Genomic DNA, 12,253 nt, shown 5'->3' with positions numbered 1-12,253 from the left:
AAATGCCAAAAGTTATATTTTTACCTCATGAAGATTTATGCCCAGAAGGTCTCTCTGTAGAGGTTGAGAAAGGTGAAACCATTCTTGATGTTGCATTAAGAAATAAAATTATCATTGAACATGCTTGTGAGAAATCATGCGCTTGTACTACTTGTCATGTGATTGTACGTGAAGGCTTTGATTCATTAGAAGAAAGTGATGAACTTGAAGATGACATGTTAGATAAAGCATGGGGTTTAGAACCCGACTCTCGTTTAGGTTGTCAAGCGATCGTCGCAGATGAAGATTTGGTTGTAGAGATCCCTAAATACACGATCAACATGGTATCTGAAAGCCATTAATTGATTGTGCAGCTAAGGTATCTTTATCCTACGCATAAATAGCGTAAGCAAACTAAACTGAAAGTAACTGTGCAGCCTATTTGTTGCGGCACCTATTTTTAGGGAGGTTTTTTATGGCATTAGCGTGGTCGGATAGTACAGAAATTGCCATTACATTAGCTGAAAATTATCCAGAGCAAGATCCGCAGCAAGTTAGGTTTACAGACTTGCGTAGGATGATATTAGGGTTGGACGATTTTACCGATGATCCTAATCATTGTGGTGAAAGAGTACTGGAAGCCGTAATGCTTGCTTGGATTGATGAATATTAAATACTGAATAAGCCCATAGTTAGCATAACGCTGAGTATGGGCTTTTTTTTGTGCTTTAACTTGTTAATATGAAAGCTAAATAAGTGCTATATAACATAACGTATTGCTAACACGTCTAAATAAAGGATATTCAATGAAGGATTTCATGAGCGTTGAGCTAACGGTTGCTCCTGCTGACAGTTTTTGGGGTAATAATGCATTAATCAGTTTTAATGCTGGCGTCGCATCGATTCACCTTGGTGAAGATGGTGCAGAGAGTGCATTACAAGTTCAACGCGCTGCACGTAAGCTATCGAATCAAGGCATAGCTAAAGTAACCTTAAAAGGCGAGTTATGGAATACTGAATTACGTATTGCATTTGATCAAGGTTATTACACTGCGAAAGAAAATCAACAAGCTTGTTTTGGTTTAGATCAAGTGAGCAGTATTGAAAAAAAGGCGTTCATTGATTTTCAACAAGCAAGTCATTGGGTGCGTAAAACCATTAATACCGATGCAGAAGAAATGTACCCGCTTAAATTAGCGCAAAGTGCGGCAGACTTATTATTACAATTGGCACCAGAATCGATTACTTACAAGATTATTGCTGGTGATGATTTGTTAACCCATGGTTTTACCGGGATCCATACTGTTGGTCGTGGCAGTCAACACCCGCCTGCAATGCTGCAATTGGATTTCAATCCTACGGGTGACGCAGATGCACCTGTAGTGACGGCATTAGTGGGTAAGGGCATTACCTTTGATTCGGGCGGTTACAGTATCAAGCCATCAGAGCCGATGACGGCCATGAAGAGTGATATGGGCGGCGCTGCGACATTGACTGGTGCGTTAGCATTAGCAATCCGCCAAGGTTTAAACCAACGCGTGCAGTTATTCTTGTGCTGTGCAGAAAATATGATCAGCAGCAATGCATTTAAACTTGGCGATATCATTACCTACAAAAATGACATTACAGTAGAAGTGCTTAATACTGATGCTGAAGGCCGCTTAGTGTTAGCTGACGGTTTACTTGCCGCAGAAGAAAACTCGCCACAGCGCTTGATTGATGCTGCTACACTGACTGGTGCAGCTAAGATGGCACTTGGCCGTGATTATAATGCGGTATTTGGTTTTGATCAGCGCTTTGTTAATTCATTATTAGCGAATGCCAAAGCAGAAAATGAGTTTGCTTGGCAACTACCGCTCGAAAAATGGCATCAACAACAATTACCGTCAAGCTTTGCTGATATGGCGAACATCCATGCCGGAGAAGGACGTGCTGGGGCATCTACAGCTGCAGCATTCTTATCGCGTTTTGTGCGTGAAGATGGGCAAGGTTGGTTACATTTAGATTTAGCGGGTTCGTATCAAAAAGCGGCCAATGATTTATGGGCGACTGGCGCGAAAGGGCACGGTATACGTACATTAGCTAAAACATTATTAGACGCTTAAGTTATTAGCTTCAATTTCTGTGGTTATAAAATTTAACGGCTAAAAAAAATCCCACTGTCATCAATGATGACCAGTGGGATTTTTTTATGTTGCGATTAACCGTTATTGATTCATCGCGACTTGTTTCGTAACGACCTAAGCAACAGCTTCAGTTTTTACTTTTTTCTTTTTTACTGGTTTCGCTGTGCCATTTGCACGTGCACGCCAGTCACCGTTTAGTTGGTTAACTAACGACTTATCTGCAGCAAGTACTTCAGGATCAAAGTCATCAACGTTAATTGTACGTAAACGACCTTCTTCAGCAACTTTCAATAGTTCCGCTTCATCAGCTGTGATCTGCTTGTTAGCCAGTGCTTCGTCAGCAAATTTGTCTAAGTAAATAAGTGGTAATCTAACGCCATTCTCTTTACAAACACGGATGAAGATAGGTTCAGCAACAATGATGTCTCTCAAGGCTTTCTCTTGTAGACCAACAGGGTTACCTTCTTCTTCAGTTAGGTACATGTCTGTTGCTAGACGGCTACGCGCTGCAGAAGGAACTTGTAGTAAACCTGCCACAACATGGTCTAGCTTATCCGTCGGACGTGATAGACGCGTACCAGTTGGCAATACCATTGCACGAAGTGCGATACCTACAACACGAACAGGGAAGTTACGTAATAACTCATCAATTGCTTGCTCAGCTTTAAATAATGAATCTTGTAGTGCCCAATGAACAAATGGTAAATCATCTTTTTGACGACCTTCATCTTCAAAACGTTTTAGCGTTGCTGATGATAGGTACAGTTGACTTAAGATATCACCAAGACGAGCAGAAACACGTTCTTTACGTTTAAGCTCACCACCAAGTACACCCATCGCTACATCAGATAGGAAGGCTAGGTTGGCACTTAAACGGTTCATCTGTTGGTAGTATTGTGCAGTTTCATCTTTAAATGGTGCTGCAGAACCTTTACCGTTAGTAATACCCATTACAAATGAACGGAAGAAGTTAGACATTGCAAAGCCAACGTGACCGAATAATGCGGCATCAAAGTCTTGCAGGCCTTTGTTTTGATCGTCAAGTGCTGCTGCATTTAATTCAGCTAATACGAACGGATGACAGCGGATAGCACCTTGACCATAAATGATCAGGTTACGGGTAAGAATGTTTGCACCTTCTACCGTAATTGCAATTGGCGCCGCTTGGTAACCACGACCTGCCATGTTATTTGGACCAAGACAGATACCTTTACCACCTGAAATGTCCATTGCATCGATTGCACATTTCTGTGCGCGGTCGGTCAAATGCATTTTAATAATCGCAGTGATCACCGATGGTTTTTCACCTAAATCAATGGCACTTGTAGTTAACGTCGATGCAGCGCCCATTAAGTAAGCATTACCACCAATACGTGCTAGTGGCTCTTCGATACCTTCCATTTTACCAATCGCCACTTTAAATTGACGACGAATAGCAGTATAAGAACCCATGCCTAGTGCAGCAAGTTTAACGGCACCCGCAGAACAAGATGGCAAGGTAATACCACGACCCACAGATAGACATTCAACTAGCATACGCCAGCCTTGACCAGCCATTTCTGGACCACCAATGATGTAATCTAATGGTACGAATACTTCGTTACCTATAGTTGGACCATTTTGGAACGGTAAATTAAGTGGGAAATGACGACGACCAGTTTCAACACCTGGGATATCCGTAGGGATAAGCGCACAAGTAATACCGATGTCTACTTTATCACCGATTAGACCATCTGGGTCGCGCAGTTTAATCGCAAGACCAAGTACAGTCGCAATAGGTGCCAGTGTAATGTAGCGTTTGTTCCAAGTCAGTTTCATACCTAGAACTTCTTTACCTTCGAATTCGCCTTTACATATGATACCGAAATCAGGGATCGCACCTGCATCAGAACCCGCTTCAGGACTTGTTAGTGCGAAACATGGAATTTCATCACCAGCTGCAAGACGAGGAAGGTAGTAATCTTGTTGCTCTTTAGTACCGTAGTGTTGTAGTAGTTCACCAGGTCCTAATGAGTTAGGTACACCAACTGTACTCGCCATTACTGCGCTTGAGCCAGTTAATTTTTGTAGTACCATTGATTGTGCTAATGCAGAGAATTCGAGACCACCGTATTTTTTCTTGATGATCATGGCGAAGAAACCCTTAGTTTTAAGGAATTCCCACAGCTCTGGAGGTAAATCAGCACGGTTATGTGTGATATCAAACTCATCAGCCATGCGACATGCTTCTTCTACTGGACCGTCTAGAAAAGCACGTTCCTCAGCAGTTAGCGCAGGCGCTGGCACGTTATGAAGTTTTTCCCAATTTGGCTTACCGCTGAATAAATCTGCGTCCCACCAAGTGGTACCAGCTTCTAATGCTTCTGTCTCTGTTTGAGACATTTCCGGCATGATCTTACGGAAGCCTTTTAAGATAGGCGCTGTTAAATAGCTTTGACGAATACTGGTTATATTTAATGGTATCGCAATTACAGCTGTTATTATCCAGATAGCTAATGGCACATCACCGAAATATGAAACGGCTGCAAGTGCAATAAAAAACGCACCGGTAAAAGCAGCTAATGATGCTCTTTGGTAAGATAATGTACCAAATATTGCCACTAAGGCTAAGAGTGAAATTGTGGTTGCCATGATTTTCTCCTTTCATTAAGCAACTAAATAGCAAAGTCAGAGGTCAGACCAGAAGACTGGTTTGAGTATTAGTTCTAGTTGATAATTATTAAATTAGCAAGTTTTTTACATGCAATTTACATACTATTTATAGAACCTGTAACTAAACGCTTGTTTTTGACCCATTGGGGTTACAAGTGTTCACTGATAGTAGCGTTATTGAATTGATAATTTAATTGCCTATTTGCTTTTATTTTAGGTCAGTTCGGTCAAGAAACTGGACTTAAACTTACTCACAAGTAGGTATTAAGTGGGTGTTAACTAAGCACTTTTCAATGCCTTTTGCTTATTTTTGGTGATGGTTAACCTTTTATTTATGTGGGTGATACAGGTACATTATTTTGTGAAAGAATAGTACTATTATAGAAATATATTTTTGGTATAGAGGCGATATTAAATGACAAATTATCAAGGCTTAATTCAGCAAGAATTAGTCGAAGCAGCAAAAGTTTTAAATGATTTTTTAGCCGACCCGAAACAGGGTGAAAATATCGAAGCCGCAGCGGCATTATTAGCGGATTCATTTAAAGCCGGTGGTAAAGTATTATCTTGTGGTAATGGCGGTTCACATTGTGATGCGATGCATTTTGCTGAAGAGTTATCAGGCCGTTATCGTGAAAATCGTCCAGCAATGCCAGGTATTGCCATTTCTGATGTGAGCCATATGTCTTGTGTTAGCAACGATTTTGGTTATGAATATGTATTTTCACGCTATGTTGAAGGCATTGGCCAGAAAGGTGATGTGCTATTAGGTATAAGTACCAGTGGTAACTCACAAAATGTATTAAATGCATTTGCGGCAGCGAAAGCAAAAGGCATGAAAACGATTGCCTTAACAGGTAAAGATGGCGGCAAAATGGCGGGTATCGCTGATATCGAAATTCGTGTGCCACACTTTGGTTATGCTGACCGTATTCAAGAGATCCACATTAAAGTGATCCACTTATTAATCCAGTTAGTTGAAAAAATGATGGGTTATGCTGATTAAGCCAACGTATTTCGTTATATGACAGTACCCAATAATACGGTTTATTGTGGTATTTTCCATAGACAGCGGCTTGGCATTAAGTAGAATGAAAGAGTGTGAAATTAATTTAACCCTGAGTGGTTAATGTTGTCAGCCATAAAAGTGAAGTTATCAGTATATGTGTGAATTATTAGGTATGAGCGCAAATGTACCTACCGACATTTGTTTTAGTTTTTCTGGGCTGATGCAGCGTGGTGGTAAGACTGGACCGCATTCTGATGGTTGGGGAATTACTTTTTATGAAGGCAAAGGTTGCCGTACTTTTCGTGATCCAAAGCCAAGCTGCGAATCAAAAGTCGCGCAATTAGTCAAAAATTACCCGATTAAAAGCCAAGCGGTTATTTCACATATTCGCCAAGCTAATCGTGGTGGTGTTGCATTAGAGAATACCCATCCTTTTACCCGTGAGTTTTGGGGTAAAAATTGGACCTATGCGCATAATGGTCAACTAACCGATTATCAAGGTTTAGCGACGGGTTTTTATACGCCAATTGGTGAGACTGACAGTGAGCTCGCATTCTGTTGGATCTTACAAGAAGTAAGTAAACAGTTTCCAGTTAAGCCAGATGATATGAAACCTGTGTTTCGTTTTATTGCTAGCTTATGTGATCAGTTGCGGGCATTAGGTGTATTTAATTTGTTATTAACAGATGGCGACTTTGTATTTGCCTACTGTACTAATAATTTACATCATATTATACGCGAAGCACCGTTTGGTCATGCCCAGTTAATTGATGAAAATATTGAAATTAATTTTGCGAATGAAACGTCAGACTCTGACGTTGTCGCTATAATCGCGACACAACCGCTGACGGATAATGAAGTGTGGCACAAAATGCAGCCGGGTGAGTATTGTGTGTTCTGTCGCGGCACGATCATGCTAACGAATAAGTAGCGCTTAATTTTATTACCGCTATAAAAATTACAATCACAAAAAAGCCTTTATGCAGCAATGCGATAAAGGCTTTTTATTATCTAGGTTCAATGAATTAGCTTAGTCAGCAGCATAACCGCTTTGTGCTAATTCTTTACCATCAAGTACGGCTTTACCGTCGATCATTGCTAAACGTTCAGCGCAGAACCACTGCACAACCATAGGGTAGATCATATGTTCTTGAGTTTGCACCCGTGAACTTAAATCATCGACGCTATCGTCAGCAAATACAGGTACTTTTGCTTGCAAGATAACAGGACCGGAATCTAATTCTTGCGTTACAAAGTGCACAGAAGCACCGTGTTCTTCATCGCAATTATCAATTGCACGTTGATGTGTATCTAAACCTGGATATTTAGGTAATAGAGAAGGATGTATATTAAGCATCTTGCCAGCATAATGCTGTACAAAGTTATCACTCAGAATACGCATATAGCCTGCTAACACAATTAGATCGGGTTGATACTGATCTATTTGTGTCATTAACGCTGCATCAAATGCAGCACGGTCAGCAAAATCACCTTGAGCCAGTGATATTGCGTCCACACCTGCTTGTTGTGCGCGCTCTAAGCCATATGCAGTACTTTTGTTACTAAAAACGGCAGTTACTTTACCGTTAATAGAACCTTGTTCGCACTGGTCTAGAATGGTTTGTAAATTACTGCCATGACCAGACACTAATACTACGATAGATGCTTGTTTAGACATTATTTTATCTCTACTTGTTCTTCATTTTCTGCAGCGTCTGCAATTTCACCGATTAGCCACGCATTTTCGCCGTGTGCAGTGAAGATTTCCAGTGCTTTTTCAACTTGTGATTCAGGTAGCGCAATAACCATACCTACACCACAGTTAAACGTACGATACATTTCTGTACGTTCAACGTTACCTTTTTCTTGTAACCAGTTGAAAATTTCAGGCCACTGCCAGCTATTTTCATCAATGACCGCTTTTGTTAGTGCTGGTAGTACACGTGGGATATTTTCCCAGAAGCCACCACCAGTAATGTGTGATAAAGCGTGAACTTCACACTCTTTCAGCACAGCTAGCACAGACTTAACATAGATGTTAGTTGGCGTTAGCAGCGTATCACCTAGCGTTGAATCACCAAATGCTTGACTTGGATCTGCTTTTGAAACTTCAAGGATCTTACGCACTAAAGAATAGCCGTTTGAGTGAGGGCCACTCGATCCTAAAGCGATAAGTTTATCACCCGCAGCAACTTTAGTGCCGTCAATGATATTTGCTTTCTCAACAATACCAACACAGAAGCCAGCAATGTCAAAATCTTTATCGTGGTACATACCAGGCATTTCAGCTGTTTCACCACCTGTTAATGCACAGCCAGATAATAAACAACCTTCGCCGATACCGGTAACAACAGCTGTCGCTACATCTACATCTAGCTTGCCTGTTGCATAGTAATCTAAGAAGAAGAGTGGTTCAGCACCTTGTACAATAAGGTCGTTCACACACATAGCAACTAAATCAATACCAACCGTATCATATTTAGCTAAATCGATAGCGAGGCGTAGTTTCGTTCCTACACCGTCTGTTCCTGCGACCAACACTGGTTCTTTATAACCAGTAGGTATTTGGCAAAGAGCGCCGAAGCCACCTAGACCACCCATAACTTCTGGGCGTTTAGTTTTTTTCGCTACACCTTTAATGCGTTCTACTAATGCATTACCTGCGTCGATATCAACGCCTGCATCTTTATAACTTAGAGAAGTATTTTGGTTGCTCACTGGATCCCTCACAAACTAATCGTATCAATTGGATTAAAAAATCGCCGCCATGTTAACAATTTTAATCACAGAATAGAAACAATATTATGCCTTGTTTGACCTGCTAATAGATTTTATTCTTAACTCTGGCTTTTCCTTGGAATAAGCTATCATTATATGGGCGTTATTGGTAATATTACGCGTTTTTATATTGCACTTACTTTGATTTTATTAGGAGTTTCCATGAAAGTTGTTGAGGTTAAACACCCGTTAGTACGTCATAAATTGGGTTTAATGCGCGCGGCTGATATCAGCACTAAACGTTTTCGTGAATTAGCAACAGAAGTGGGCAGCCTACTTACTTATGAAGCAACGGCTGATTTAGAGCTAGAGCAGAAGACAATTGAAGGTTGGAATGGTGATGTTACCGTTGATCAAATCAAAGGCAAAAAAGTAACTGTTGTGCCAATCCTACGTGCTGGTTTAGGCATGATGGATGGTGTGTTAGAACATATGCCAAGTGCACGAGTAAGCGTTGTTGGTATCTACCGTGATGAAGAAACATTAGAAGCAATACCTTACTTTGAAAAAATCGTTCACAGTATAGACCAGCGTTTAGCGATTGTAATTGACCCGATGTTAGCAACGGGTGGTTCTATGATCTCAACATTAGACCTGCTAAAAGCAAAAGGTTGTAAGCGCATTAAAGTACTTGTACTTGTTGCGGCACCAGAAGGTCTAAAAGCGTTAGAAGAAGCACACCCAGATATCGAGCTTTACACTGCATCTATTGATGAGCGTTTAGACGAAAAAGGTTATATCGTTCCTGGTCTTGGTGACGCAGGCGATAAGATCTTTGGTACTAAATAGTATCCAGATTCAATCTTAATTGAATTCGACAGACATCAACTGCTACTATTGATGTCTGTTTCTTTGTTCTTTCTTTTACTCAACTTGATTTCCGACCAAATATCCGCCCCACAGCAATAACATATTTAATATATATATATCTTCAATATCGATATCAAAATATCGGTCATTTTCAGTTTGTTTATTATCCATCGCTATTATTCCTTCATTTTAATCTAACTCCTTGATACTTTAGTATGGTCACTCTTTCTCTATCTCGCTAATTAGTTAATGCGATGGAATATGTTTGGACATAGCGAATGGTTTGGTTATTATTATCCCATCATCAATTTGAGTCATCACGTTACTCTTAAAAGGATCGTATGAAGCGTTTATTTCCTATTTTATTATCATTGTTATCTCTTCTCCCTCTCACCACGCGTGCGGTTGAGGTTGAGCAGTTGTATTCTGCATCTGTTATGGCGGAGAATAATCAGTCTAACCGCACTTTACAAAAAGTCGCCTTTGCTGAAGTGCTGGTTAAAGTTTCTGGCAATGCCACAATAACTGCGGATCCGGTAATCAAAAAAGCGTTAATCAATGCACGTCAATATTTAGTGAAACAAGCTGAAGAACATGTTGATGGCGAACGTTATTTACAAACAAGTTTTAATGATCAAAAAATAAACCGCTTATTACGCAGCAGCAAATTTGGTGTGTGGAGCTCGAATCGTCCACAGTTAATTGTGTGGTTAGTCGTTGATGAAGATTTTAGCCGCAGTGTCAGAGGCGAAAGTGACAGTGACTATGCAGAGTTCATTGATGCGATTAAAGCGCAAGCAAATAAACGTGCGATCCCGGTATTATTTCCAGTCATGGATCTCGATGATCAATTGCAAGTAAGTAGTCGCGATTTATGGGGTAAATTTACCGATCCGGTAGAACTTGCTTCAACCCGTTATGCCGCCGACAATTATATTATTGCTAAGATAATTAAACAGAATGATGATTATAAACTAGATTGGAGTATGTACGGTCGCAGCAATAGCAAGCAAGCGTATGAGGTTTGGTTGAATGGCCAAGGTCAAGGTGCGCTTACTGTAATCGGTACTGAGCTAACAGATAATCTCGCTAACCATCTTGCTGAACGTTATAGCGTAAAAGCATCCGGAAACAATGAAGTGGTGTTTTTAAATGTTGATGCAGTATCTGGCATTACTGATTATGCCAAGTTAATTGAGATGTTTTCTGAGTTATCAGCCGTTGCTCAAGCTGATCTTGAAGCCGTGTCAGGATCAAGTATTCAATTAAAATTGGTGTTACTGGGTACCCAGCAAGATCTATTAATGGAACTGTCGTTAGATCAACGGATCAAAAGTAGTGAAAATGCCTTTGGTGACATGAATTTCCAGTGGAACTCGATAAATTAAGCACATTTTATAATGTGTTTTTTTACTAGTCGTTTTCTATCGGCCATTGAGATGCTACAATGGCCACACTAATCTTATGATTGTATGAAAGGGTGATATTGAACACTCCAGCACAACTTTCTTTACCAGTACAATTACCCGACGGTGAAACTTTCGCGAGTTTTTACCCCGGTGCTAATGTCCAGCTACTGACAGCGCTAAAAAATGCCGCTGTAGGCGACGGTGATCCATTTATTTATCTATTTGGTAACCGGAGTTCCGGCACCTCTCATTTACTTCATGCTACGTGTACTGAATGTTCCGATGCTGATCGCTCAGCGGCTTATTTACCGATGGAAATGTCTTCTATGATGATTCCATCCGTACTTGATGGTATGGAACATCTTGATCTTGTATGTATCGATAATATTGAATTGATCGCGGGGAACCGTGAGTGGGAAGTGGCCTTATTCAACTTTTATAACCGTTGGCTCGATAGCCATGATAAAAATACCCCAGGTTCATTGATCGTCACCGGTAATAGCGCGGCGCGACATTTAGGTATTCAGTTACCAGATCTGTTATCGCGATTAGATTGGGGTGTGAGTTACCAATTGCAGTTATTGGATGATGATGGCAAGTTAGCTGCACTGCAACTACGTGCTGAGTTTAGAGGATTGAAGCTGCCAATGGATGTAGCTCGCTTTCTGTTAAACCGCTCATCACGTGATATGAAAACGCTTATTGCCACATTAGATCGATTAGACCAAGCGTCAATTAGTGCGCAACGTCGATTGACTATCCCCTTTGTAAAAGAAACCCTTTCTTTATAATTAACAAAGCCAAAACGACTTACAACATATTGAAAAAGTAAAAAGTAAAAAGGAAATAGGGTCGATGACACTATTTCCTTTTTGTTATTTCAGTGTGACTGTTAGCACGAGCCTACACAAGGTTAATCTTTGCTTTGCGTTTTGTATGCTTCTTCGCGTTCTTTTTCTGCAGCCATCACTACTTTTAGCTTATCAAAACCTAGCCCTAACTCTTTGCCCTGCATCCGGGCATAAAGGCCATTACCAAACAACATACAGTTGGCTAAGGCAAACTCTAGGATCGCAAGATAACGTTCATCTGGATCTGTATACATGATGGTTAATGAATGCATGTAATAGATCATCACCACAAAGTTACTCCAAGCGGCCGTGTAAGGTTTGCCTTTGACTAATCCGTAGAAGGGGAATAATAATGGCAAGATCCAAATAAAGGCTTTGGCTAATGGATTTGACTCGTGTGATGCTTGGCGCTCTAACCATTTCTGTTTTTCAGCTTCAACCTGCGGTAATAATTCTGGATTTGCTTCTGCCATTGCTGTTAATTCAGCTAATGCTTGTGATTGGGTATGGTCTTGTAGTTTTTCTGGCGTTAGCCATAACTGCCATACGAACATGAGTATGATCAGGCCAAAGAAGCCAAACAGTCCCAGAAATCGGTACTGCGTAATACGTTTTTGTCTTTCTTGTGTTGTTTGCATT

13 protein-coding genes are annotated in these 12,253 nt (G+C 40.6%); 8 read left to right on the top strand and 5 right to left on the bottom strand.

The window, feature by feature from the left end; all coding sequences use genetic code 11:
• The first annotated feature begins 2 nt into the window (after window positions 1-2).
• The 3 genes from fdx (at window position 3) to pepB (ending at window position 2,084) form a co-directional block, all read left to right on the top strand.
• Complete coding sequence (gene fdx / locus PE36_RS06575) at window positions 3-341, top strand: ISC system 2Fe-2S type ferredoxin (RefSeq protein WP_006031190.1); 339 nt, start codon at window positions 3-5, stop codon at window positions 339-341.
• A 113-nt stretch (window positions 342-454) separates the two neighbouring features.
• Window positions 455-652 (top strand): Fe-S cluster assembly protein IscX, encoded by a 198-nt coding sequence (gene iscX, locus PE36_RS06570; protein ID WP_006031189.1) that lies wholly within the window; start codon window positions 455-457, stop codon window positions 650-652.
• A 133-nt stretch (window positions 653-785) separates the two neighbouring features.
• Window positions 786-2,084, top strand: a complete 1,299-nt coding sequence (pepB, locus tag PE36_RS06565; RefSeq protein WP_043994110.1) for an aminopeptidase PepB — start codon at window positions 786-788, stop codon at window positions 2,082-2,084.
• Between the two features lie 135 nt (window positions 2,085-2,219).
• Here the strand turns inward: pepB and fadE are convergent, their stop codons facing one another.
• Window positions 2,220-4,736: an acyl-CoA dehydrogenase FadE gene (fadE, locus tag PE36_RS06560; RefSeq protein ID WP_006031187.1), complete on the bottom strand. Its 2,517-nt coding sequence runs from the start codon at window positions 4,734-4,736 to the stop codon at window positions 2,220-2,222.
• 436 nt (window positions 4,737-5,172) lie between these two features.
• Between fadE and lpcA the strand changes: the two genes are divergently transcribed.
• Both lpcA and PE36_RS06550 read left to right on the top strand, forming a co-directional pair.
• The gene (lpcA, locus tag PE36_RS06555) at window positions 5,173-5,763 is read left to right on the top strand and encodes a D-sedoheptulose 7-phosphate isomerase (protein WP_006031186.1); all 591 of its coding nucleotides are present in this window, start codon (window positions 5,173-5,175) and stop codon (window positions 5,761-5,763) included.
• Between the two features lie 157 nt (window positions 5,764-5,920).
• On the top strand, window positions 5,921-6,697 hold the full coding sequence (locus PE36_RS06550; protein ID WP_006031185.1) for a class II glutamine amidotransferase: 777 nt from the start codon (window positions 5,921-5,923) through the stop codon (window positions 6,695-6,697).
• 99 nt (window positions 6,698-6,796) lie between these two features.
• On the opposite strand, the gene purN is transcribed toward PE36_RS06550, so the two are convergent.
• Together purN and purM are read right to left on the bottom strand one after the other, a co-directional pair.
• Window positions 6,797-7,444, bottom strand: coding sequence for a phosphoribosylglycinamide formyltransferase (gene purN / locus PE36_RS06545; RefSeq protein ID WP_006031184.1), 648 nt, complete (start codon window positions 7,442-7,444; stop codon window positions 6,797-6,799).
• On the bottom strand, window positions 7,444-8,484 hold the full coding sequence (gene purM / locus PE36_RS06540) for a phosphoribosylformylglycinamidine cyclo-ligase (protein WP_006031183.1): 1,041 nt from the start codon (window positions 8,482-8,484) through the stop codon (window positions 7,444-7,446). The genes purN and purM overlap by 1 nt, the downstream gene beginning before the upstream one ends.
• A 222-nt stretch (window positions 8,485-8,706) precedes the next feature.
• Between purM and upp the strand changes: the two genes are divergently transcribed.
• Window positions 8,707-9,333, top strand: coding sequence for a uracil phosphoribosyltransferase (upp, locus tag PE36_RS06535; RefSeq protein WP_006031182.1), 627 nt, complete (start codon window positions 8,707-8,709; stop codon window positions 9,331-9,333).
• Window positions 9,334-9,408: 75 nt separating this feature from the next.
• On the opposite strand, the gene PE36_RS06530 is transcribed toward upp, so the two are convergent.
• Window positions 9,409-9,525, bottom strand: a complete 117-nt coding sequence (locus PE36_RS06530) for a hypothetical protein (protein ID WP_006031181.1) — start codon at window positions 9,523-9,525, stop codon at window positions 9,409-9,411.
• Window positions 9,526-9,695: 170 nt separating this feature from the next.
• On the opposite strand from PE36_RS06530, the gene PE36_RS06525 reads away from it, so the two are divergent.
• On the top strand, window positions 9,696-10,742 hold the full coding sequence (locus tag PE36_RS06525) for a DUF2066 domain-containing protein (protein ID WP_006031180.1): 1,047 nt from the start codon (window positions 9,696-9,698) through the stop codon (window positions 10,740-10,742).
• 98 nt (window positions 10,743-10,840) lie between these two features.
• Entirely contained in the window at window positions 10,841-11,554 is a 714-nt protein-coding gene (gene hda, locus PE36_RS06520) for a DnaA inactivator Hda (protein ID WP_043994108.1), read from the top strand.
• Window positions 11,555-11,676: 122 nt separating this feature from the next.
• Here the strand turns inward: hda and PE36_RS06515 are convergent, their stop codons facing one another.
• Window positions 11,677-12,252, bottom strand: a complete 576-nt coding sequence (locus PE36_RS06515; RefSeq protein ID WP_006031178.1) for a DUF2069 domain-containing protein — start codon at window positions 12,250-12,252, stop codon at window positions 11,677-11,679.
• Window position 12,253: the final 1 nt, after the last annotated feature.

It is taken from the genome of Moritella sp. PE36, assembly GCF_000170855.1.
GTDB lineage: Bacteria > Pseudomonadota > Gammaproteobacteria > Enterobacterales > Moritellaceae > Moritella.
The sequence above is the reverse complement of the archived record's forward strand: the minus strand, read 5'-3'. Positions and strand labels throughout refer to the sequence as shown.